The 24738-nt window shown below is 40.9% G+C and carries 20 protein-coding genes, 2 tRNA genes and 2 rRNA genes; 21 read left to right on the top strand and 3 right to left on the bottom strand.

Annotation, left to right across the window (positions count from 1 at the left end; all coding sequences use genetic code 11):
• Window positions 1–22 precede the first annotated feature (22 nt).
• The 8 genes from OZX68_05805 to OZX68_05770 all read left to right on the top strand — a co-directional run bounded on the left by OZX68_05805 (window position 23) and on the right by OZX68_05770 (window position 9460).
• Window positions 23–95, top strand: a tRNA-Ala gene (locus tag OZX68_05805).
• Between the two features lie 147 nt (window positions 96–242).
• Window positions 243–3150: ribosomal RNA gene (locus tag OZX68_05800) — 23S ribosomal RNA — on the top strand.
• A 101-nt stretch (window positions 3151–3251) separates the two neighbouring features.
• A 5S ribosomal RNA gene (gene rrf / locus OZX68_05795) occupies window positions 3252–3367 on the top strand.
• Between the two features lie 6 nt (window positions 3368–3373).
• Window positions 3374–3447, top strand: a tRNA-Asn gene (locus tag OZX68_05790).
• A 320-nt stretch (window positions 3448–3767) separates the two neighbouring features.
• The gene (gene pheS / locus OZX68_05785) at window positions 3768–4805 is read left to right on the top strand and encodes a phenylalanine--tRNA ligase subunit alpha (protein ID WEV60433.1); all 1038 of its coding nucleotides are present in this window, start codon (window positions 3768–3770) and stop codon (window positions 4803–4805) included.
• Between the two features lie 17 nt (window positions 4806–4822).
• Window positions 4823–7183, top strand: a complete 2361-nt coding sequence (gene pheT, locus OZX68_05780) for a phenylalanine--tRNA ligase subunit beta (GenBank protein ID WEV60432.1) — start codon at window positions 4823–4825, stop codon at window positions 7181–7183.
• A 101-nt stretch (window positions 7184–7284) separates the two neighbouring features.
• On the top strand, window positions 7285–7644 hold the full coding sequence (locus OZX68_05775) for a hypothetical protein (protein WEV60431.1): 360 nt from the start codon (window positions 7285–7287) through the stop codon (window positions 7642–7644).
• A 46-nt stretch (window positions 7645–7690) separates the two neighbouring features.
• Window positions 7691–9460 (top strand): C39 family peptidase, encoded by a 1770-nt coding sequence (locus OZX68_05770; protein WEV60430.1) that lies wholly within the window; start codon window positions 7691–7693, stop codon window positions 9458–9460.
• Window positions 9461–9504: 44 nt separating this feature from the next.
• On the opposite strand, the gene treR is transcribed toward OZX68_05770, so the two are convergent.
• On the bottom strand, window positions 9505–10221 hold the full coding sequence (gene treR, locus OZX68_05765) for a trehalose operon repressor (GenBank protein WEV60429.1): 717 nt from the start codon (window positions 10219–10221) through the stop codon (window positions 9505–9507).
• Between the two features lie 127 nt (window positions 10222–10348).
• Here treR and treP point away from each other — a divergent pair, with 127 nt between their 5' ends.
• From treP to OZX68_05705, 12 genes are all read left to right on the top strand, one after another.
• Entirely contained in the window at window positions 10349–12376 is a 2028-nt protein-coding gene (treP, locus tag OZX68_05760; GenBank protein WEV60428.1) for a PTS system trehalose-specific EIIBC component, read from the top strand.
• A 55-nt stretch (window positions 12377–12431) separates the two neighbouring features.
• Entirely contained in the window at window positions 12432–14042 is a 1611-nt protein-coding gene (treC, locus tag OZX68_05755) for an alpha,alpha-phosphotrehalase (protein ID WEV60427.1), read from the top strand.
• Window positions 14043–14134: 92 nt separating this feature from the next.
• Window positions 14135–14851, top strand: coding sequence for a UMP kinase (pyrH, locus tag OZX68_05750; GenBank protein WEV60426.1), 717 nt, complete (start codon window positions 14135–14137; stop codon window positions 14849–14851).
• Between the two features lie 27 nt (window positions 14852–14878).
• Window positions 14879–15436, top strand: a complete 558-nt coding sequence (frr, locus tag OZX68_05745; GenBank protein ID WEV60425.1) for a ribosome recycling factor — start codon at window positions 14879–14881, stop codon at window positions 15434–15436.
• Between the two features lie 58 nt (window positions 15437–15494).
• Window positions 15495–16358 carry a S1 RNA-binding domain-containing protein gene (locus tag OZX68_05740; protein WEV60424.1) on the top strand — a complete coding sequence of 288 codons (864 nt, stop codon included), beginning with the start codon at window positions 15495–15497 and terminating at the stop codon, window positions 16356–16358.
• 36 nt (window positions 16359–16394) lie between these two features.
• Window positions 16395–16910 carry a peptide-methionine (S)-S-oxide reductase MsrA gene (gene msrA / locus OZX68_05735; protein ID WEV61387.1) on the top strand — a complete coding sequence of 172 codons (516 nt, stop codon included), beginning with the start codon at window positions 16395–16397 and terminating at the stop codon, window positions 16908–16910.
• A complete protein-coding gene (locus tag OZX68_05730; GenBank protein ID WEV60423.1) occupies window positions 16903–17115 on the top strand; it encodes a YozE family protein in 213 nt (70 codons plus the stop codon). Before msrA ends, OZX68_05730 begins: the two co-directional genes overlap by 8 nt.
• A gap of 106 nt (window positions 17116–17221) precedes the next feature.
• On the top strand, window positions 17222–18193 hold the full coding sequence (locus OZX68_05725; protein WEV60422.1) for a Gfo/Idh/MocA family oxidoreductase: 972 nt from the start codon (window positions 17222–17224) through the stop codon (window positions 18191–18193).
• A 229-nt stretch (window positions 18194–18422) separates the two neighbouring features.
• Window positions 18423–18737, top strand: coding sequence for a hypothetical protein (locus tag OZX68_05720; GenBank protein ID WEV60421.1), 315 nt, complete (start codon window positions 18423–18425; stop codon window positions 18735–18737).
• A 186-nt stretch (window positions 18738–18923) separates the two neighbouring features.
• Complete coding sequence (gene rplK, locus OZX68_05715; protein ID WEV60420.1) at window positions 18924–19349, top strand: 50S ribosomal protein L11; 426 nt, start codon at window positions 18924–18926, stop codon at window positions 19347–19349.
• Window positions 19350–19456: 107 nt separating this feature from the next.
• Window positions 19457–20146, top strand: coding sequence for a 50S ribosomal protein L1 (rplA, locus tag OZX68_05710; protein ID WEV60419.1), 690 nt, complete (start codon window positions 19457–19459; stop codon window positions 20144–20146).
• Window positions 20147–20248: 102 nt separating this feature from the next.
• Window positions 20249–21181, top strand: coding sequence for an alpha/beta hydrolase (locus OZX68_05705; GenBank protein WEV60418.1), 933 nt, complete (start codon window positions 20249–20251; stop codon window positions 21179–21181).
• An 11-nt stretch (window positions 21182–21192) separates the two neighbouring features.
• Here the strand turns inward: OZX68_05705 and OZX68_05700 are convergent, their stop codons facing one another.
• On the bottom strand, window positions 21193–21564 hold the full coding sequence (locus OZX68_05700) for a VOC family protein (GenBank protein ID WEV61386.1): 372 nt from the start codon (window positions 21562–21564) through the stop codon (window positions 21193–21195).
• A 21-nt stretch (window positions 21565–21585) separates the two neighbouring features.
• On the bottom strand, window positions 21586–22227 hold the full coding sequence (locus tag OZX68_05695; GenBank protein WEV60417.1) for an MBL fold metallo-hydrolase: 642 nt from the start codon (window positions 22225–22227) through the stop codon (window positions 21586–21588).
• A 99-nt stretch (window positions 22228–22326) separates the two neighbouring features.
• Between OZX68_05695 and OZX68_05690 the strand changes: the two genes are divergently transcribed.
• A complete protein-coding gene (locus OZX68_05690) occupies window positions 22327–24720 on the top strand; it encodes an exonuclease domain-containing protein (protein ID WEV60416.1) in 2394 nt (797 codons plus the stop codon).
• Window positions 24721–24738 lie beyond the last annotated feature (18 nt).

Genomic DNA, 24738 nt, shown 5'->3' with positions numbered 1-24738 from the left:
ATATATCTTCTCAAAGAAGATTGGGGCCTTAGCTCAGCTGGGAGAGCGCCTGCTTTGCACGCAGGAGGTCAGCGGTTCGATCCCGCTAGGCTCCATAGGTAGTTGAATTACTACCGCATCGATCATTGAAAATTGAATAATTTCTAATATAACAAAGAAATAAACCGAAAATGCTGTGATTTAAAGAGTTTAAAAACGAAGAAATCAAAACTTATAACTGAATTTAATAATTCAAAATTAAAGGTTAAGTTAATAAGGGCGCACGGTGGATGCCTTGGCACTAGGAGCCGAAGAAGGACGTGACTAACTACGATATTTCACGGGGAGCTGTAAGTAAGCGATGATCCGTGAGTTTCCGAATGGGGGAACCCAACATCTAATGGATGTTATCCATACATGAATACATAGTGTATGAGAAGGAAGACGCAGTGAACTGAAACATCTAAGTAGCTGCAGGAAGAGAAAGCAAATGCGATTTCCTGAGTAGCGGCGAGCGAAACGGAAGAAGACCAAACCAAGGGACTTGTCCCTTGGGGTTGTAGGACTGCAACGTGGACTTACATTTTATAGAAGAATTACCTGGAAAGGTAAGCCAGAGAGAGTAATAGCCTCGTAATCGAAATAGAATGTATACCTAGCAGTATCCTGAGTACGGCAAGACACGAGGAATCTTGTCGGAATCCGGGAGGACCATCTCCCAAGTCTAAATACTCCCTAGTGACCGATAGTGAACCAGTACCGTGAGGGAAAGGTGAAAAGAACCCCGGAAGGGGAGTGAAATAGCACCTGAAACCGTGTGCCTACAACAAGTTCGAGCCCGTTAATGGGTGAGAGCGTGCCTTTTGTAGAATGAACCGGCGAGTTACGTTATGTTGCGAGGTTAAGATGAAGAGTCGGAGCCGTAGCGAAAGCGAGTCTTAATAGGGCGCTTTAGTAACATGATGTAGACCCGAAACCATGTGACCTATCCATGAGCAGGTTGAAGGTGAGGTAAAACTCACTGGAGGACCGAACCAGAGTACGTTGAAAAGTGCTTGGATGACTTGTGGATAGCGGAGAAATTCCAAACGAACTTGGAGATAGCTGGTTCTCTCCGAAATAGCTTTAGGGCTAGCGTCGTAATTTAAATGTCTTGGAGGTAGAGCACTGTTTGGGTGAGGGGTCCATCCCGGATTACCAATCTCAGATAAACTCCGAATGCCAATGACATATGTACGGCAGTCAGACTGCGAGTGCTAAGATCCGTAGTCGAAAGGGAAACAGCCCAGACCACCAGCTAAGGTCCCAAAATATATGTTAAGTGGAAAAGGATGTGGGGTTGCACAGACAACTAGGATGTTAGCTCAGAAGCAGCTACCATTCAAAGAGTGCGTAATAGCTCACTAGTCGAGTGACCCTGCGCCGAAAATGTACCGGGGCTAAACATATTACCGAAGCTGTGGAATTACTTTTTAAGTAATTGGTAGGAGAGCGTTCTATACAGCGCCGAAGCGTATACCGTGAGGAGTGCTGGAGCGTATATAGAAGTGAGAATGCCGGTATGAGTAGCGAAAGACAGGTGAGAATCCTGTCCACCGTAAGACTAAGGTTTCCAGGGGAAGGCTCGTCCGCCCTGGGTTAGTCGGGACCTAAGGAGAGGCCGAAAGGCGTATCCGATGGACAACAGGTTGATATTCCTGTACTAGATATTATAGTGATGGAGGGACGCAGTAGGCTAACATGTGCCAGTTAATGGATTCTGGTCTAAGCAGTGAGGTGTAGTATGAGTCAAATGCTTGTACTTCTAACATTGAGCTGTGATGGGGAAGCGACTAAGGTCGCGAAGTATGTGATGTCACACTGCCGAGAAAAGCTTCTAGCGTTTAAATAATATCTACCCGTACCGCAAACCGACACAGGTAGTCGAGGCGAGTAGCCTCAGGTGAGCGAGAGAACTCTCGTTAAGGAACTCGGCAAAATGGCCCCGTAACTTAGGGAGAAGGGGCGCTGACTTTAAGTCAGCCGCAGTGAATAGGCCCAAGCGACTGTTTATCAAAAACACAGCTCTCTGCTAAATCGTAAGATGATGTATAGGGGGTGACGCCTGCCCGGTGCTGGAAGCGTTAAGAGGAGTGCTTAGCGTAAGCGAAGCGTATGAATTGAAGCCCCAGTAAACGGCGGCCGTAACTATAACGGTCCTAAGGTAGCGAAATTCCTTGTCGGGTAAGTTCCGACCCGCACGAAAGGCGTAACGATTTGGGCACTGTCTCAACGAGAGACTCGGTGAAATTTTAGTACCTGTGAAGATGCAGGTTACCCGCGACAGGACGGAAAGACCCCATGGAGCTTTACTGCAGTTTGATATTGAGTATCTGTACCACATGTACAGGATAGGTAGGAGCCTAAGATTCATGCACGCCAGTGTATGATGAGGCGTTGTTGGGATACTACCCTTGTGTTATGGCTACTCTAACCCGCACCATTAATCATGGTGGGAGACAGTGTCTGACGGGCAGTTTGACTGGGGCGGTCGCCTCCTAAAAGGTAACGGAGGCGCCCAAAGGTTCCCTCAGAATGGTTGGAAATCATTCATAGAGTGTAAAGGTATAAGGGAGCTTGACTGCGAGATCTACAAATCGAGCAGGGACGAAAGTCGGGCTTAGTGATCCGGTGGTTCCGCATGGAAGGGCCATCGCTCAACGGATAAAAGCTACCCTGGGGATAACAGGCTTATCTCCCCAAGAGTTCACATCGACGGGGAGGTTTGGCACCTCGATGTCGGCTCGTCGCATCCTGGGGCTGTAGTCGGTCCCAAGGGTTGGGCTGTTCGCCCATTAAAGCGGCACGCGAGCTGGGTTCAGAACGTCGTGAGACAGTTCGGTCCCTATCCGTCGCGGGCGTAGGAAATTTGAGAGGATCTGTCCTTAGTACGAGAGGACCGGGATGGACTTACCGCTGGTGTACCAGTTGTTCTGCCAAGAGCATCGCTGGGTAGCTATGTAGGGAAGGGATAAGCGCTGAAAGCATCTAAGTGCGAAGCCCACCTCAAGATGAGATTTCCCACCAATTATTGGTTAAGAGCCCTGAAAGATGATCAGGTAGATAGGCTAGAAGTGGAAGTGTGGTGACACATGTAGCGGACTAGTACTAATCGCTCGAGGACTTATCCTAAAATAAGAGTCAAGCAACATTTGAAGTTGTTTCCAAGTTATATGAAATTATTCAATTTTGAGTGATCGAAGATGGCGTAAGCCGAAAAGATTACAAACAAGTTTGGTGCTTATTGCACGAGAGATACACCTGTTCCCATGTCGAACACAGAAGTTAAGTCTCGTTACGCCGGAAGTAGTTGGGGGTTGCCCCCTGTGAGATATGGTAGGCGCCAAGCGAATATTCCGCCATAGCTCAGTTGGTAGTAGCGCATGACTGTTAATCATGATGTCGTAGGTTCGAGTCCTACTGGCGGAGTTTCTAAAGAATCTGTTAAAGATTCTTTTTTAATAGCTTAATTATGTGATATAATGAAGCCAATAACAGCCTTTTTCTGGAAGAGTAGTTTAGTATACGACTTAAAGGGAATGTGTGCCACCGACTGTAAGCACACTAGTTTATGACTAGATGAAGTTCACCCAGTAGTATGGGCAGGGAGTGTTCCCTTATCAAAAAGAGTTGTACTTTTTAAGTGCATAAATTAGGATGGTACCACGGTCTTTCGTTCCTTTAGGGAGCGAAGGGCCGTTTTTTTGTTATAAAATTAATAAATATATAGTATAAGTAAGAGGAGAACTATGACTTTACAAACACAAATTGAAGAATTAAGAGCAAAAGCCCTTGCAAAACTTGAAGAAGTCGATACCGAGAAAGTTTTAAATGATATCCGTGTAGCTATTCTTGGGAAAAAAGGGGAGCTTACCGAAATTCTTAAAGGGATGAAGGATCTTTCACCTGAAGAACGCCCAGTAATCGGTGCCCTTGCAAACGAATTCCGTGACAAGGTTTCAGCCCTTCTTGAAAGCAAGAAAGCTGAGCTTGAGGAAAAAGCCATGCAGGAAGCCCTTAAGAATGAAACAATCGACGTAACCCTACCAGGTAAGGAAGTGAAACGCGGAACTCGCCACGTTTTGACTCAAACAACTGAAGAAATCGAAGATATCTTCCTAGGAATGGGCTACCAAATCGTTGACGGTTATGAAGTGGAAACTGACTTCTACAACTTCGAACGTATGAACCTGCCTAAGAACCACCCAGCTCGTGACATGCAGGATACCTTCTATATCACACCAGAAATCCTTCTACGTACCCACACAAGTCCAGTTCAGGCCCGCACAATGGATAAACACGACTTCACAAAAGGTCCTCTTAAGATGATCAGTCCAGGACGTGTTTACCGCCGTGATACTGATGATGCGACTCACTCACACCAGTTCCACCAAATTGAAGGACTTGTGGTTGACGAAAACATCTCAATGGGTGACCTTAAGGGAACTCTTGAAACACTAATGAAGAAAATGTTTGGTGAGGACCGCGAAATCCGCCTTCGTCCAAGCTACTTCCCATTCACTGAGCCATCAGTTGAGGTTGACGTATCATGCTTCAAGTGTGGAGGAAAAGGATGTAACGTATGTAAGCAAACAGGATGGATTGAAATCCTTGGAGCTGGAATGGTTCACCCACGCGTACTTGAAATGAGCGGAATCGACTCTCAAAAATACTCAGCATTCGCCTTCGGACTTGGTCAAGAGCGTATTGCAATGCTTCGCTACGGGATTAACGACATCCGCGGATTCTACCTGGGCGACCAACGTTTCACAGAACAGTTCAAATAGAATTAGAGGTATAGAAAATGTTAGTTTCATATAAATGGTTAAAAGAATATGTAGACTTCGACGCTACAGCTGAAGAACTTTCAGAGAAAATGTCGACAAGTGGGATCGAGGTTGAAGGTGTTGAATCTCGCATGGACGGACTAAAAAACATCGTGACAGGTCTAGTTGTTTCATGTGAAAAGATCCCTGAAACTCACCTTTCACTTTGCCAGATTGACACAGGTGACGACGAGCCCCGTCAAATCGTTTGCGGTGCCCCAAATGTCCGTGAAGGTGTTAAGGTAATCGTTGCCCTTCCAGGTGCCCGTATTGCTGGTAACTATAAGATCAAGAAGGGCAAAATGCGTGGATATGAGTCGCTTGGAATGCTTTGTTCCCTAGGCGAACTTGGCTTCCCTGACTCAGTAGTTCCAAAGGAATACGCTGATGGAATCTACCTTATGCCTGAAGATGCAGTTGTTGGTGAAGCGGTATTCCCTTACATCGGAATGGACGACCAGGTTCTTGAACTTTCAATCACTCCTAACCGTGCTGACGCCCTTTCAATGTGTGGTGTTGCCCACGAAGTTGGTGCCATCTACAACAAACCAGTTAACTTCCCTGAAGTAGTCCTTACTGAAACAGACAGGGCAGCAAGTGAAGAAATCCAGGTTGAGGTTTCAACTGACAAGTCTAAAACTTACAAGGCCCGCGTTATTGAAAACGTAACTGTTGCCCCAAGTCCAGTTTGGCTTCAGAACCTTCTTATGAACGAAGGAATCCGTCCAATCAATAATGTAGTTGACGTGACTAACTACATTCTTATGTACTTTGGACAACCTCTGCACGCCTTTGACCTTGACACATTTAAGGATTCGAAGATTGTAGTCCGCGATGCTTCAAACGGTGAAAAACTTACAACCCTTGACGGTGTTGAACGCGATCTTTCTGCAGACGACCTTGTAATCACTGTAGCTAACGAGCCAGTGGCCCTAGCTGGGGTTATGGGTGGTCTTGATACTGAGATCACTCCTGAGTCAACTCGCGTGGTTCTTGAGTCTGCCCTCTTTGACGGTGGATCAATTCGTAAGACAAGCCAAAAATTCAACCTTCGCAGTGAAGCAAGTGCCCGCTTTGAAAAGGGAATCAACGAAGCTGACGTGGCTCTTGCCCTTGACGCTGCAGCTGCTATGATTGCTGAGCTTTCTGGTGGTGTGGTTCTTAACGGAATCGTTGAGAGCAACAACTACCTACCTAACCCAGTTGAGGTTTCAATCACCCTTGATAAGATCAACCGTTCACTTGGAACAAGCCTTACAGCTGAACGTGTCCTTGAAATCTTCACGCAACTTGGTTTTGCAGCAAGTGAGGCAGATGGAAACTTTACTGTTTCAATTCCGCCACGCCGCTGGGATATCTCAATCGAAGCTGACCTTGTTGAAGAAGTAGCCCGCATCTATGGTTACGACAACCTTCCTTCAACTCTTCCAGCAGCTGGAAGCACAATTGGTGAACTTACACCAATGCAGGCCCTTCGCCGTAACACACGTACAGTCCTTGAGGGAGCTGGCCTAACTGAGGTTATCGGCTACGCCTTAACAACTCCAGAAAAGGCAAGCCAGTTCACAAAACTTAAGACTGACCTTGTAAGCCTTGCTATGCCAATGAGTGAGGACCGTCAAACCCTTCGTAACTCAATCATTCCAGGCATGCTTGATATCGTCCGTTACAACAACTCACGTGGTAATCAGGAACTTTCAATCTATGAGATAGGAAATGTCTTCTTCAAGTTTGGTACTGAATCAGACGAACGTCCAACTGAACTTCCACAGGTTGGTATGGCCTTCACTGGTAAGACAGACTTCTACGCTGCTAAAGGTGTTGTTGAAACCCTCCTTCGTGACCAAAATGTTCGTTTCGAGCGTGAGGAAGAAATCAAGGAAATGCACCCAGGACGCACAGCCCGCGTTATCGTAAACGACAGCGAGATTGGTTTTGTTGGTCAGGTCCACCCTGCAACAGCAAAAGCCTACGACGTCCCAGCAACTTACGTAGCAAGCCTTGATTTAACTGGAATCCTTGACAACAAGCCAGAGCAAGTAGTCTTTGCGGAAATTCCAAAATTCCCAGCAGTTAAGCGTGACTTAGCCCTCCTTGTTGACCGCCTGACAGAAAACCAGGAGATTCTTGACATCATCGATTCAGCTAAGGTTAAGATGCTTAAGGACGTTTCAATCTTTGACGTCTACACTGGGGAAAATGTAAGTGAAGACAAGAAGTCAATGGCCTACAGCCTGATCTTCCAAAACCCTGAACAAACCCTTACTGACGAAGATATTACTTCATACATGAAGAAAATTACTAAGAAACTAGAAGAAGCTGGTTTTGAGGTAAGGTAGAAAAAGAGTCCAACATTATGTTGGGCTTTTTTGTTTCCTAGCCACTGATAGTATTTTATAGTACAATATTTATAATGAAGTGTTTTGAAGGGAGTTTAGAGGTGAAAAAGGTTGGAGTCTTATTGGTATTTATAATAGTTTTATTGCCACTGAGTGCATGCGAAAAGGGAAAAAATAGTAAATCAGAGGAACTTATTTCAGTTAGCGATGAAGGTACTACTAATAAGTCTAGTCAAGAGCAAGTTACAAGTGACCAAGGGGAGCCTTCCGTTTCCCTATCAGATACTGGTTATCATGATTTACTTTTTAAAGATGAGTTAGCAGAGGCTAGAGTTGAACTTTATGATGCGGGGATAAATTCTGCTTCCATAAATGATAGTGAGTTAAAAGGCTATATAAATGATGCCAAGCTTAAACATATTGACCTAGTAACCTTTATTAGCGAAAATATTTTAAATTAATATTTTTACCTTCTTAAGACTAATTGATAATTAGGAGAATATTCATATGAAAAAATTATACATGCTAGTTGCGACCTTACTTACCATGGGGGCAGTAACTAATGGAGCTTTAGCAGATGACTCCCCTAAAAATTCTGTTTCATCTACAGAAGTAATTTCAGAAGTAAGCTCAGAAATGAGTACTGATGTAATATCTGCAAGTACAGGTGAAAGTTCTTTGAGTTTGGAATCCAGCTATTCTGAGTTTACAACAGGGGATGAATCTTCTGGTGGACCAGTAACTAGCGAGGATACTAGTACAAATCAAGCAACTAATCCGACAACCATGGTTGATGAAGTTGCAAAAGTGGATTACTCGGCCCATGTGCAAGATATTGGCTGGCAGGGGTATGTTTCCGATAATCAGGTGGCAGGTACCGTGGGACGAAGTCTTCGAATGGAGGCACTAAGGATTAATTTTCCTGTAAGTGGAATATCTGGTAAGATTGAGTATTCAGCCCATGTGCAAGATATTGGCTGGCAGGAATATGTTTCAAATAATCAGGTGGCAGGTACTGTGGGACGAAGTCTCCGAATGGAAGCTTTAAAAATCCGTTTAACAGGAGACTTGGCTAATCGCTATGATATCTATTACAGAGCCCACATTCAGGATAAGGGATGGCTTAATTGGGCTAAAAATGACCAGCCTGTTGGGAGTTCATCTGCTGGAAAAAGAATGGAAGCCATTCAAATAAAATTGGTTCCCAAGGGGGAACAAGCACCTAGTGGAGAGGGTAAATCCTATTTGGTTGGTGATGAAGCAAGACTTCCACAAGAGATAGTTCCTAGCGTCAACTATCAAACGCATGTTCAAAATATTGGTTGGCAGGATAAGGTTAGTAATGGTAGTATTGCTGGAACCGTTGGCCAATCTTTGAGGGTTGAAGCCTTGAAGGTTAGCTTGGCAAATGCTCGTTTATCAGGGGCTGTAGAATACTCAGCTCATGTACAAGACATTGGCTGGCAGGGATATGTTTCAAATGATAATATATCTGGTACCGTGGGGCGTAGTCTTCGGATGGAAGCCTTAAAGATTCGTTTAACAGGAGATTTGGCTAATTATTTTGATATCTACTACCGAGTCCATGTCCAAGACTACGGTTGGCTAAATTGGACTAAGAATGATAATCCGGCAGGTACTAGTGCTATGTCTAAGCGGCTAGAGGCCCTTCAAATTGTCATTATCAGTAAGTCTGATCAGGGACCACCATCAAACGGACAAGTGGCCTTTATAGCTGGACAGGCTCCTAAGGATCCTATTGTTGAGAGGATGAAGGCCGTCCCTTATTATTATTCGCAAAGAGACCCTAGGTGGAGGTACGCCTATGTTGGTAATTATCAGATGGGACCAACAGGCTGCGTCCCAACAAGTTTAAGTATGATTTTAAAGGGTTCTTATGGAACAGAAGCAAATCCATTCTTTGTAGCCAGTCAAATGGCCCGCTTGGGTGGTTTTAATCAACGCTACAGGGGGGCTAGTGGAACAGATTTGGTCCTAACGGCTCAGGCTTTTGGTCGAACAGTTAGGAAGGCCGATACCCTAGATCAGCTAAATTATTACCTCTCACAAGGTTATCCAGTAATCTTGTTTCAAAATGTTGGAATTGGTCATGCTGTTGTTGTTCACGGCTACAGTAATGGTCTTACTAAAGTTTATGATCCCTATGATAGGATGTTTTATCCTGATGGCTGGACTTCAACTTACAGTCTTTGGCAAAATCCATCAAATGATTCCCTTGACTGGGATCAAGGAAGACCTGCTTTTGTTATCATGTAAGCTATAATCAAAAAAACTACCAATTAATGTTGGTAGTTTTTTGATTATATTTTTTCGCGTCTGGCAAACTCACTAAATCTAAAGGTATCAACCTGGTGGTGGCTTTCTGTATACTGAAAAAGTTGAGCATTTGAAAGGAAGACATGACTTTTTACATTTACCACATGATGGTCGTCAGCTGATAAATCAATGTATTCTTTGTCAAAATCATTTAAAAAATCAATGGTGACTTCTTTTTGGGCATAAGAAATATCCAAGTTTAAAGTTCCCTCCAGGTATTCATAAAGGGAATTTTGGGCAATATCTTCTGTCATATGAGGGATTATACTACATAGGAGGTAGTCCTGGTCAAGAACAACTGATTTACCATTGATTGTCCTTAATCGAAGGATTGACCACACCTCCTGGTTGAGTGGGAAACGAGTAAGGGCTGATAATTTGCTATCAATTTTAATCTTTTTAAGGTCAATAACTGTGGTTAGGCTTTTAAAGTCTAAATTTTGTTGTAATTCCTTGTAGCTGGTAAGTCCAGATAGGGGGAACTGCAATTTATCAGATGAGATTACAAGGCTTCCCTTGCCCATTTGCTTTTGAATGTAGCCCCTGGTTTCTAGGATATTTAGGGCCTGGCGAATGGTTGAACGACTGGCCTGATAGTGATTTGATAGGATGCTTTCACTGGGTAAAAAGCTCCCTGAAGGATAGGTATTATTTAATATTTGCTCCTTTAAATCTTGAGCAATCAATTCATATTTATTCATATGTGACAATTTTATCAAAAAAATGTGAAAAAATAAATTGAAAACGGTTGCACTTTATAAAAATATAAGCTATAATCAAAATATAAACTTGTATGTACAGGTTGTAAAAAGAAAATAGGAGAAAAAGATGAGTAAGTATGAAAAAGATGCCCAGAATCTTCTTGTTGCAATAGGAGGCAAGGAGAATATTGCTGGTGTATCACACTGTGCGACTAGGATGCGTTTTGTCTTAAATGATGACAAAAAGGCAAATGTTAAGGAAATAGAAAAAATTTCGACAGTTAAGGGAACCTTTACAAATGCCGGTCAATTTCAGGTCATTATCGGAAATGATGTATCGACCTTCTACCAAGATTTTCTAGCTGTATCAGGAATTGAAGGGATGTCTAAGGAGGCAGCCAAATCAAAAGCCAAGCAAAATCAATCTTGGTTGCAAAGGGGAGTTACAACTCTTGCTGAAATTTTCACACCTTTACTTCCAGCTATCATCGTTGGGGGATTGATTCTTGGTCTAAGAAATATCCTTGAAGGAGTGCAAATTCAAGCCTTAGGACAAAAAATAGTTGACGGTGTTGCTGCTCTAAATCCAGATGGAACAAAGATTTATAATACAGTTGTTGATGTATCGCCATTTTGGGATGGAGTGAATTCCTTCTTATGGCTACCTGCAGAAGCGATCTTCCACTTCCTACCAGTCGGAGTAGTATGGAGTGTTGTTAAACGTTTCGGTGGAACTCAGATTCTTGGGATTGTCCTTGGGATTACTCTAGTTAGTCCACAGCTTTTAAATGCCTATTCAGTAAATGATGCACGTGCTGATGGATCAATTGCCGAGTGGGTTTGGAATTTTGGTTCCTTCCAAATTGAAAAAATCGGTTACCAGGCTCAGGTTATTCCAGCTATCTTTACAGCCCTACTCTTTGTTTTCCTTGAAAAACAACTGAGAAAGGTCATCCCTGAAGCGGTATCAATGATTTTCGTTCCCCTCTTTAGCTTACTTCCAGCAATTATTGCAGCTCATACAATTATTGGGCCAATCGGTTGGAAAATTGGTCAGGCCCTATCAACAGTTGTTAATGCGGGTCTATCAAGCTCAGTAAACTGGCTTTTCGCCCTAGTATTTGGAGCCCTTTATGCACCACTTGTAATTACGGGACTTCACCATACCTTACTAGCAATTGACTTCCAGCTAATCGGAGACTTAGGCTACACTAACCTATGGCCAATGATCTGTCTTTCAAATATTGCCCAAGGTGCAGCAGTAGCAGGATTAATTTTACTTCACAAACGCACCATGCGTAACAACAAGGAAGAACTTGAGCGTGAGGAGCAGGTTTCAATTCCAGCCCTAATTTCTGCTTGGTTGGGGGTAACTGAGCCAGCCATGTTTGGTATCAACCTTAAATTCATGTATCCATTTGTAGCCGGAATGGCCGGAGCTGGTCTTGCATCAATGTATGCTACTTTGACAAGTGTACGTGCCAACTCTGTTGGTGTTGGTGGTCTACCAGGAATTTTAGCCATCCAGTACAACTCAATGATTAACTTTGCAATCTCTATGATTATTGCAATCGCAGTACCCCTAGTGCTTGTCTTTGTATTCCGCAAAATTCCAGCCCTTAACAAGGTTGAAGTTCCTTATGTTGACGAAGAAGAATACAAGGCACACCCAATTGTTGAACAAGGTCCAGTAAGTCAAGATGTCAAGGTTCCTCTTTCAGGACAAATTTTACCTCTAAGTGAAACACCTGACCCTATGTTTGCCGAAAAACTTATTGGTGATGGGGCATTAATTGATCCAGATGCAGGAGTTTTAGTGGCACCATTTGATGGTATTGTTCAGATGGTCTTCCCAACCAACCACGCTATTGGTCTTATTTCAAATGATGGGGTTGAACTTTTAATCCACATCGGGCTTGATACAGTTAACTTGCAAGGTAAATACTTTGAAGGTTTAGTTGAAAGTGGACAAAGAATTAAGGCAGGAGATGAACTTATTAAGTTTGATCTAGCGGCCCTTAAAAAAGAAGGCTATGTTACAAAGACTCCAGTAATTGTAACCAACCAAGATAGATTCCAAGTTGATGATGTGAAAACAAGTGGTCAAGCTGTAATTGGCGACAAACTATTCACAGCAACAAGTATTAATAATTAAATTAAAAATAGGGCTGATGAGGCCCTACTTTTATGTTAGAAGAATGGAGATGAAGATGACTTTTAAAGATAAAGTAATTTACCAAATTTATCCAAAATCGTATTTGGATACAACAGGCTCAGGTGTCGGTGACCTTAGGGGGATTATCAAGAAACTTGATTACTTAGAAGACCTTGGGGTTGACATGATTTGGCTTAATCCAATTTACCCAAGTCCACAAAAAGATAATGGCTATGATATTTCAGACTATGTTGCCATTAATCCTGATTTTGGTAGTATGGAAGATTTTGAGGAGCTGGTAAAAGAAGGTAAAAAACGTAATATTGGCTTCATGCTTGACATGGTTTTAAACCATGTTTCAACTGAGCATGAATGGTTTAAAAAAGCCTTGGCAGGAGATAAGTACTACCAAGATTTCTTTATTCTAAGGGATGAGCCAACGGATTGGATTAGTAAATTTGGAGGAAATGCCTGGGCACCTTTTGGTGACACTGGAAAATACTACCTGCACCTTTTTGATAAAACTCAGGCTGACTTAAACTGGCGTAATCCTCATGTAAGGGAAGAGTTATTTAATGTAGTTAAATTCTGGATGGACAAGGGAGTTCATGGCTTTAGATTTGACGTTATTAACCTGATTGGTAAGGATGAAGTCTTAAAAAATAATCCAGAAAATGAAGGTAAGGCTGAGTACACTGATAAACCATTGACCCATGAATACCTAAGAGAATTAAATGAAGCGACTTTTGGCCATGATTTAGAAAGTATTACAGTAGGTGAAATGTCTTCAACAACCATTGAAAATTGCATTCTTTATACCAGACCAGACCGTCATGAGCTATCAATGACCTTTAATTTCCACCATTTGAAGGTTGACTACAAGGACGGGAAAAAATGGAGCAAGCAGGCCTTTGACTTTGAAGAATTAAAAAATCTTTTCCACAACTGGGGTGAGGACATGTCAGAAGGAAATGGTTGGAATGCATTATTCTGGAATAACCATGACCAACCGCGGGCTTTGAATCGATTTGTTGATGTTAAAAACTTCAGGGTTAAGGGAGCTATGATGCTTGCGGCTTCAATTCACTTAAGCCGCGGGACACCTTATATTTACATGGGAGAAGAGATTGGAATGATTGACCCAGATTTCACTTCAATGGCTGATTATGTGGATGTCGAGTCCCTAAATGCCTATGAGGAGATGAAGGCTAGTGGTAAATCACCTGAGGAAGCCTTTGAGATTATTCAAATCAAATCTCGTGATAATTCAAGGATTCCTATGCAGTGGGATGATAGTAAAAATGGAGGATTCTCTATAGGTACTCCTTGGCTTTCTAGCGGAAATCATCCACAGATAAATCTTGAAGCTGAGAAAAATGGTGCCATTATTAATTTTTATAAGGATTTAATTAAACTTAGGAAGACCCATAAAATTATTTCAGAAGGAAGCTATAAAAAAGCCCTTGTAGATAGCAAGGAAATCTATGCTTTCATCAGGGAATTTGATGGCAAAAAATTATTTGTTGCCAATAATTTTTCAGCTGAGGAAGTAGCTCTTGATTTACCTAGTGAATTTAAGGCTGGAGAGCTTCTTATTTCAAACTATGAAGATAACAATCTTGAAAAACTTAAACCTTACCAAAGCCTTGCTATTTTCAGCAAATAGGAAAGGATCAATCCCACTAAAGTTTATTTTGGTGGGATTTTTTTGAAAAAATATGTTATTATAGGGTGATAAATTTTGTATGGGAGACGATAATGATAGAACCAAAATATAAGCGCGTGGTACTGAAATTAAGCGGAGAAGCTCTAGCAGGAGATGAAGGATTTGGGATTAATCCAATCGTTGTTAAGGGAATTGCCCAGGAATTAAGGGAAGTCCATGATTTAGGTGTTGAGATTGCAATCGTTGTAGGTGGCGGAAACATCTGGCGTGGGCAAACTGGAGCAAGCCTTGGAATGGAACGTGCTCAGGCTGATTATATGGGTATGCTTGCAACTATTATGAATGCCCTAGCCCTTCAAGATACCCTTGAAAATGAAGACGTGCCAACTCGTGTTCAATCATCAATCGACATGCGTCAAATTGCAGAACCTTATATTCGTCGTAAGGCTGAACGCCATCTGGAAAAAAATCGTGTGGTTATTTTTGCAGGGGGAACAGGGAACCCTTACTTCTCAACAGATACGACAAGTGCCTTAAGGGCTGCAGAAATCAATGCTGATGTAATTCTTATGGCTAAAAATGGGGTGGATGGAATCTATGACGCTGACCCTAATAAGGATGAAAATGCTACTAAATTTGAGCACTTGACTCACATGGATGTAATCTCTCAAGGCTTGCAAGTTATGGATACTACAGCAAGCACCCTTTCAATGGATAATGATATCCCACTAGTAGTATTTAATCTGAATGAAGCAGGAAATATCCGCCGTGCGGTTCTTGGTGAAAATATCGGGACAACAGTCGATTAAGCTAGCTAGATAGAATAGGAGAGAAAAATGACAAACGAAATTTTAAAAAATGCAAAAGAGAGAATGGAACAATCACAAGCAAGCTTGCTTCGTGAATTTGGAAGCATTCGTGCTGGACGTGCTAATGCAAGTCTTTTAGACCGTATTCAGGTTGAATATTACGGGGCACCAACTCCCCTTAACCAATTAGCTTCAATTGCAATTCCTGAAGCACGTGTCCTTTTGATTACACCATTTGATAAATCATCAATCAAGGATATCGAGCATGCTATTAATGCAAGTGATTTAGGGATTACCCCTCAATCAGATGGAACAATTATCCGCCTGGTGATTCCTCAATTAACTGAAGAACGTCGTAAGGAACTTGCTAAGGAAGTTAAGAAGGTCGCTGAAGGTTCAAAAGTAGCCATTAGAAATATCCGTCGCGATGCTATGGATACGGCTAAAAAGCAAGAAAAAAATAGTGAAATTACTGAAGATGAACTACGTGGACTTGAAAAAGAGATTCAAAACATTACAGATGAATCTGTTAAACATATTGACAAGCTCACAAAAGATAAGGAAACAGAATTATTAGACGTTTAAACGTCTCGAAAAGAAGACTGGGGCTTACCCAGCTTTTTTTCACAGGAAAGGACATGCTATGAACGATTTATTAGCAAAATATATAACCGCCATTGTTACAGATGAAAATGACAACAGTTATTTTCTACAAAAAAATGGACACACTTTAATCCTCGATAAGTCTGAGGGTGAACATGCCCTTGGAGATACGGTCAAGGTCTTTGTTTATACCGACAAAAAAGGAAAGCCAAAGGCAACAACCATTTTTCCAACAGCAGGGCGTGACAACTACGGCTGGGGGACAGTAACAGAGGTTAGACGCGATCTTGGAGTCTTTGTTGACATCGGCCTACCCGGAAAAGATGTCGTTATTTCCATGGACAATCTCCCTGAGCTTAAAAACTTATGGCCCAAGGAGGGAGACAAGCTTTATGTAACCCTTGAGGTCGATCCAAAGGATAGGATTTGGGCTACTGTGGCAGACAATGAGGTCTTTAAAGATTTAGCTGGGCGTGCTTACAATAACATGCAGGATCAAAATCTAAAAGCCATTGTTTATAGGTTGAAAATGTCAGGTACTTTTGTTTTTATTCCTGACAATAATATGTTAGGATTTATTCATCCGAGTGAGCGTTTTTCAGAACCTCGTTTGGGTGAGGAAGTTGATGTCCGAGTGATTGGATATCGTGATGTTGATAAGACGCTTAATTTAAGTTTGAAACCAAGGTCACACGAGATGCTTGATAATGATGGCCAGATGATTTTAGCCTATCTTGAAGGGGCAGGTGGTTTTATGTCATTAAATGACAAGAGCAGCCCTGATGACATCAAGGCTACCTTTGGAATCAGCAAGGGCCAATTTAAAAAGGCTTTAGGTGGTCTCATGAAGGCCGGTAAAGTAAAGCAAGATGAATTTGGGACTGACTTAATTAAGAAAGACTAGTGAGTTTAAGCTCATAATTAAGGAGAATGGCTTATGATGGAACGTGCGATTTTTGCTGGCGGTTGTTTTTGGTGTATGGTTGAACCCTTTGAAGAACAAGATGGTGTAATTAGTGTCTTAAGTGGCTACACAGGCGGTCATACTGTAAATCCAACCTATGAAGATATACTAACCCACAAGACTGGTCATACAGAAGCAGTCGAAATTATCTTTGATAATGACAAAATAAGTTATGAGGATTTGGTTGAACTTTACTGGAAGCAGACCGATCCAACTGATGCTTTTGGTCAGTTCCAAGACCGAGGTGACAACTACCGTCCGGTAATCTTTTATGAAGATGAAAGACAAAAAGAGATTGCTGAAGCAAGCAAAAAGAGACTTCAAGAATCTGGTCGTTTCACAGAACCCATTGTAACCTCAATTGAAAAAGCACAAACTTTTTACCCAGCTGAGGACTACCACCAAGCCTTTTATAAGACTAATCCCCTTCGCTACTCTCTTTCAAGTGGGCTGAGACATAAATTTATCGAGGATAAGTGGAAGGATGCCTAGTTTTTACAACTATTTAATGTCCCATAGGGGACCAAAAATGGATTGTGCACTGACAATCTTAGCAAGTGAGGCCTTTAATGATTCGACCTTTCCAAGACACAGCTCAAACTTTAATGAGATAAGCGATTATTTGGAAAAGGAAGCACCATTTTATTTTAATCTAGCCCAGTTTGATGAGATTTTTGATAACTACCTGCATCGATAGAAGAAGTGCGATAGAGTAATACAAGAAAGATTCCGAGAAAGATATTTGTCCCCGGGTCTTTTTTTTACTATAATGCTTACAGAAAGCGATAAGTGAAGGAGTGTACATGAAAACATATAATTGGGCAATTCTTGGGAGCGGGGCCATTGCCAACCGTTTTGCTGAGACCATGAAGGCTAATAAAAGGGATATTTACTCAGTTGCCAATAGAACCTATGAGAATGCCTGCAAGTTAGCGGAAAATTTTGGAATTAACAAGGTTTATCAAAATGTGGATGACCTTTTCTTGGATGATCAGGTTGATGTAGTTTACATTGCAAGTCCCCATAATACTCACATTAGCTACATCAAAAAAGCCCTTGAGGCAGGAAAGCATGTCCTATGTGAGAAGGCCATAACCCTTAATTCAAGCGAGCTTGCAGAGGCTATCCAGCTTGCAAAAGATAAGAATCTAATTCTGGCTGAGGCCATGACCATCTATCACATGCCCCTTTATAGGAATCTTCATGAAAGAATTGTTAAAGGTGATTTTGGTAAGCTTGAGCTCGTTCAGATGAACTTTGGAAGCTTTAAGGAATATGATCCAAATAGCCGTTTTTATAGCAAAAATCTTGCAGGAGGTGCCCTACTTGATATCGGAGTCTATGCCCTATCCTTTGTTCGTTGGTTTATGGAGTTAAAAGAATCAGAGCTTTCATCCCAGGTCAAGTTGGCTGAAAGTGGTGTTGATGAGAAGGTGAGTATCATCCTTAAAAATCAGGAGGATCAGATGGCAACAGTCAGTCTATCCCTTCATGCCAAGCAGCCCAAGCGTGGTCTTTTATCCTTTGAGAAAGCCTATGTTGAAATCTATGAGTATCCTCGTGGTACCCAGGCAAAAATAACCTATCTTGATGGAACTTATGAGCAGATAGAAGTTGGTAGCTATGATCTGGCCCTCTTTTATGAGTTTGAGGATATGGAAAGAAGCGTAGAACTTGCTAAAAATATGATGTACCTTGACTATACAGAGGATGTAATGGACATCATGACTTCCCTAAGGCAGGATTGGCAGCTTTTTTATCCAGAAGAAGGATAAAATTTCAAAGTTTAATAATAAAATCACAATAAAACCATGTTACCTTGATTAAATAAATAAGCGATAAATCCGTTTTCAAACTATCGTGTAATAGATTTAACACATTTCTGAAATCACTAAAACATATATAAATGTTATATTATAGATGAATACTAGGATAGGAGGAAGTTGTGCATTTGTGAATAAATTATCTTATTATAAGGTGACGAAATCTAATTTAGAGATAGCTTTGTTAAGTTGGATTGTTTGGGGAATTGATCAAATCATATTGAGGAGACAGGAATTTATTTATCTTTACTCAGATGCCATAATAATTCTTACAACCATTATTTCCATCAATGTACTAAAGGAAACCAAGCTTGATATGTGGAAGGTTTTTGCCCTAGTTGCTTGCTTGAGTTTTACTCTGACTCAGATGATGGACTTTTTGAACATTGAAAGACTGTCCTTTAGCATTTATGGCTATGTCATTTTGGTAATTCTTTTGTTGATTCTTGCCTTATTTATGAAGTATCTATACGAGAAGGAAAGAGTAGCTTCTTGATAACGAACTTATTTGAGATTAATATTTATTAGTATTTTGTTTGACAATTTATTTAAGATTTAGTAGAATTAATGGGTGTGTTTACTCACACTTGCGTGGGAGGTGGCATGTTCACCATTAAACCACATCACGATGAACGTGTAAGGCTTGTTCTTACTCGTCATATAAAATAGGAGGAAATTTATCGTGGCTAAAAAAGTAGAAAAACTTGTAAAATTACAAATTCCTGCCGGTAAAGCAACACCAGCTCCACCAGTTGGACCAGCACTAGGTCAAGCGGGAATCAACATCATGGGATTCACTAAAGAATTCAACGCTCGTACAGCTGACCAAGCTGGTATGATCATCCCAGTTGTAATCAGTGTTTATGAAGACAAATCATTCACATTCATTACTAAAACACCTCCAGCTGCTGTGCTTCTTAAGAAAGCTGCAGGAGTTGAAAAAGGTTCTGGAACTCCAAACACAGTTAAAGTTGCAACTGTAACTCGTGCACAAGTTCAAGAAATCGCTGAAACTAAAATGCCTGACCTTAACGCTGGTAGCCTAGAAGCTGCAATGCGTATGATCGAAGGTACAGCACGCTCAATGGGCTTCGTTGTAGAAGACTAAGAGAAAATTTCAAGAAATTACCTATTGCCGGATAATTTTTGAAAAATTTTCCCACGAAGTTCGGGTGGGAGGATTAAAAACCCGTAAATACCACAGAGGAGAAAAAAATGGCTAAAAAAAGCAAACAAATGACTGCTGCTCTTGAAAAAATCGACAGCACAAAAGTTTACAGCGCTGAAGAAGCTGTAGCTCTTGCAAAAGAAACTAACTTTGCAAAATTTGACGCAACTGTTGAAGTTGCTTACAACCTTAACATCGACGTTAAGAAAGCTGACCAACAAATCCGTGGAGCTCTTGTGCTTCCAAACGGAACTGGTAAAACTCAAAAAGTTTTAGTTTTCGCTAAAGGTGAAAAAGCTAAAGAAGCTGAAGCTGCTGGAGCTGACTACGTTGGTGACGACGAATTAGTTGCTAAAATCAACGGTGGATGGTTCGACTTCGACGTAGTAGTTGCTACTCCTGATATGATGGCTGTTGTAGGTCGCCTTGGACGTGTCCTTGGACCTCGTAACCTTATGCCAAACCCTAAAACAGGAACAGTTACTATGGATGTAACTAAAGCAATCGAAGAAGTTAAAGCTGGTAAAGTAACTTACCGTGCTGACAAAGCTGGTAACGTTCACGTTCCAATCGGTAAAGTATCATTTGATGACGCTAAACTTGTTGAAAACTTCAAAGCTATCAACAACGTTATCGCTGCTGCTAAACCATCATCAGCTAAGGGAACTTACATCACTAACCTTTCAGTTACAACAACTATGGGACCTGGTGTACACGTAGATCCTGCTTCACTATAATAGGTGAAAAGAAAAAGCTAGACCTAGGTCTGGCTTTTTTGCTTGTTTTTAAAGCTTGACTGGGCTAAGATTAAATCAATACCAGATGAAGGGATCAAAAGGATGAGTGATAAAATTCCACTTGAAATAATAGAGCAGGAAAAAAGTTTTCAAGCTCGTGATGGCTTAAAATTGAGCTTGAAACTTATCAGACCAATCAAGGACGAAGAGGTCAAGGGGACCTTACAGATAATTCACGGGATGAATGAACATGCCCTAAGATATGGGGATTTGGCCAGGTATCTAGCAGGCCATGGTTATGCTGTCTTTACTAGCGATAATCGGGGGCATGGTTTATCTTTTGACAATAAAAATCCTCTGAGTCACATATCAAGCCTTGATCAGATGATTGAAGATCAGCTTCAAATAAGTGGTCTAATCAAGAAAGCCTATCCAAGGCTTCCCTTGACCCTCTATGGTCACTCCTTTGGTTCCATGATTGCTAGGGCTTATTTAGATTATGATGATTCCATGCTTGCTGGACTTATTCTAACAGGAACTGTCAAATATCAATTTGCATCAAAAATTGGAAAAATAATACTTGATTTAAGGATCAAGGCCCTAAAAAATCCCAAAACCTCTAAGTTTTTAAACAGCTTGGTAGCTCCTGGGGCTAGCTCTAAGGACTGGATAACATCAGATCAAACAGTGCTTGATTTGATTGAAAAAGATAGGCTGTGGGTTGAAAGTTATGATGACTACGGTCTTTTGGCCATTCTTGAGGCAAATCATCGGATAAAATATATGAGTAAAAAAGCTGGTAAAAACCTGGTAAATAAAAAGCTTCCCATTTTAAGTATCAACGGCCAAGAAGATATTGTGACAGGGGGCAGTAAAGGCCTCTTAGCTTCTAAAAGATTTTTGGAAGTTAGGGGATATGAAAATTTGGACTTCATCACTATGCCTCAAATGAAGCATGAGGTTATTAATGAGCTGGAAAAAGAAGTAGTTTATCAAATCATTCTAACTTTTTTGGATAAAGAAAATAGGAGCTAAACTCCTATTTTTTATTCTTTAATGATTTCAATCTTGTAGCCATCTGGGTCGCTTACGAAGTAGTAGCTTGTGTCTCCTTCTGGAAGTCCCTTGATATCTGTGACCTCAAAACCAGCCTCAACATGCTTTTTATAAAGGTTGTCAAAGTCACTGCTTGATAGGGCAATGTGACCATAGCCATTTCCTAAGTCATATGGGAGTGAGTCATAGTTGTAGGTAAGCTCAAGCTCATAGTCATCACCAGGCAGGGTCAAATAAACTAAAGTAAATTTGTATTCTGGAAAATCAAGGCGTCTTTTCTCAGTGAAACCAAGTGAATCTTCATAAAATTTTAGGGATTTATCAAGGTCTTGAACCCTGATACAGGTGTGAATCATTTTCATTGTCATTCTTACTCCTTTAATTTATTTTTGGAAGTGGGGATTTTCTCTTTTTTCTTGACCAATAGTGGTCTTAGGACCATGTCCTGGGTAAACCTCATAAGCTTCATCCAAGCTGAAAAGCTCTTTTTTAATTCCAGCGAGAAGCTGATCATAGTTACCTGTGTAAAGGTTAGTAACTCCGACTGTTCCCTTGAAGAGAGCATCTCCTGTTAGGACAAGATTTTCATCTTCAAAGATTAAGCTAACGCCACCAATTGAATGTCCTGGTGTCGCTACAACCTTGAATTTAAAACCATCTATGTCATAGTAGCCATTAATTTTATACTCATGGTCAGCTGGGTCAACAACTACATCCTCTAGGTCATTTTTGTAGCCAAACTGGCGGGATAAATTGTACTCTGGTGTATAAAGCCAGGTAACCTCAGGGCTTGCCACATAGACAGGGACATCTGGATAAATTTCTTTGACAGCAGGAATACCAATGATGTGGTCATAGTGGGCGTGGGTTAGAAGGATTCCCTTAAGGGGTAGATTGAGCTGAGCAAGTTTCTCTAGTATTTTGGGAGTATTGCTCCCTGGATCAACAAGAAGAAGACCCTGGTCATTGATCAGAAAATAGGTATTTTCATTCATGACCTCATTAATAATTTTTTCTATTTTCATGTCTATATTCTAGCAGAAAAAATGAATTAGCCCAATAAATTAAATTAGTAATTTATGCTATAATTGATAGAACAAATACAAATGTTACGGAGAAAGAAAGTGACCAAGTTTGCGATTGTGGATTTGGAGGCAACAGATGCCCACCTTTCACAGAATAAAATAATTCAAATAGGCCTAGTCATTTTAGAAGATGGTCAAATTAAAGAAAGCTATTCAAAAAATATAAATCCCCATGAGGAGTTAACTCCCCATATTAGTAGTTTGACAGGGCTTACTGATGATATTTTGAGTCAGGCTGTCGATTTTTCAGAGGTTGCTCAAGAAGTTTATGACCTTCTAAAAGATTCAATTTTTGTGGCCCATAATGTAAAATTTGACTACAGCCTTATGAAAAAATCTTTCAGGGAACTAGGGATTGATTTTGAGCTGCCAAGTGCTGATACAGTGGAGCTTTCCAGGGTCTTTTTCCCAGATTTTGAAAAATACTCCCTGGAGTATTTGGGACAAAAATTAGATTTAGGTCATGATAATCCTCATAATGCCCTAAGTGATGCCCTTGCGACAGCAAAATTACTGCAGCTTATTCAGGATAAAATTAAGAGCCTGCCAAAGCCTGTGGTAGAAGAAATTTTAAGGCATGCGGGAAATTTAATCTATGAGAGTCAGCTGGTCATTAAGGATGTTTTCAATGAAATGTCAGCCGATGATGCCATAAAAACTAATCATTTTATGCTCGAAGGAGCCCTAGCTACAAGGATTTTACCACAAGCTAAGGAAAGCTTAAATCTAGTTTCATCATATGATAAAAATATGAATGAGCTTGGTTTAGCTCCCAGAAAAAATCAAGCAGAGCTTGCTTCAATCGTTGAGTCGGACTTGCTTGAAAAAAGACCGTCCTTTATTCAAGCACAAACTGGAATGGGGAAAACCTATGCTTACCTGCTGCCTATCTTATCAAGGGGTGAAAAAATAATTGTTGCGACACCAACCAAGACCTTGCAGGAGCAGCTAGTAGCCGACTATCAAGAAGAATTTTCTGAGCACTTTGGGGTAAATATTTCAAAACTTTTAGGCCATAAAAACTATATAAAGCTCGAAAAATTTAAGCCCCTGCTAAAAGCGACTAATTCAGGAGCCAATCATGAAATTTTTAAGATGAAGGTCTTGGTTTGGTTGTGCCAAACTGAAACGGGGGAGCTTGATGAATTAAGTAAAATTATGACGGCTGATGATTACTTGAAAGAAATAGCCCATGATGGAAGTCTAGACAAAAAATCAGCCTTCTACCAGCAAGATTTTCTAAGGAAGGCCTATGAAAAAACTGAATTTTCATCAGTCCTTGTCATCAACCAAGCCCTTATGATTGAAAAACTCAGGACAAATCAAGCCTTCTTTAAGGGACGTGTCTTAGTTGTTGATGAGGCCCAGGAGCTTTTTAAAAATCTTGAAAATTCTCAAAGGCAGACCTTTGATTGGACGACTGTTGAAGAGGATTTGAAGCTTCATATAAACAAGGATAATTCTGACCCTAATCTGCTTAGGCGGGTTATTTCAAGCCTAAACTTTCACATTAATCATCTGCCCCAGGCAAGGGATAAAATTTTAGTCGATGCCAGGGAATTTGGCCTTAAGAACTTGCTTGACTTCTTTGGTCCTGTAGATGCTTCCGTGGATGACTCCTATATTTGGAAGCAGGGGGACTATCTTTACAAGAGTCCCAAGGATTTCCTTAATTTTAAGGGCCTTCTACCTGATGAACTCAAGGTTTATCTAATTGGTGCCACCCTAAGTATCAGCCAAAAAAATCATAAACTGCCAGAACTCTTGGGCTTTACTGATTATAGCTATGATGAACTTATGCCGCAAAGGGCAAACAATCAAGAAATTTATGTGGTGACAGATGGACCTAATATTGGAAATCTGTCAAACGCTAATCTAGCAGCCTATACCTTTGAAAATATCACAAGGCTTATACCCCTTGGTCAGCCTATTTTGGTCCTTTTGACCTCAAAGGACTTACTTCATTCTCTTTCTGACCTTCTGGCTGAGGATGATTGTTCCTTCCTGGCTCAAGGACTCCACGGAAACCCTATGCAGTTAAAAAAACGTTTTGATGAAGGTCGTGCTCAGGTTTTACTGGGACTTGCAAGCTTTTGGGAGGGAATTGATTTTTCTGAGCAGGATAAGATAATCCTTTTAATTCCAAGATTACCCTTTTCAACTCCAGAAGATATCCTAATGAAAAAGTATGCAGAAAAATTTGCCAATCCCTTTTATGATTTTAATCTGCCACTTACGACTTTAAGGCTCAGACAGGCTCTTGGACGAGTTAATAGAAGGAATGATCAAAAATCTGTTGTCCTTATTTTGGATAGGCGTCTTGCTGGAAAAAATTACGGTAAAAAGATTTGTGCTAATTTAAGTCAGCTTGCCCCCATTAATTTTGAGGAAATTGCGGGATTAGAGGGTAAAATTAAAAAAAATCTGTTATAATTTGATTAGAAAGTTTTG

Source organism: Streptococcaceae bacterium ESL0729, from assembly GCA_029391995.1.
Lineage (GTDB): Bacteria > Bacillota > Bacilli > Lactobacillales > Streptococcaceae > Floricoccus.
This window is presented reverse-complemented; position numbering and strand designations above follow the sequence as displayed.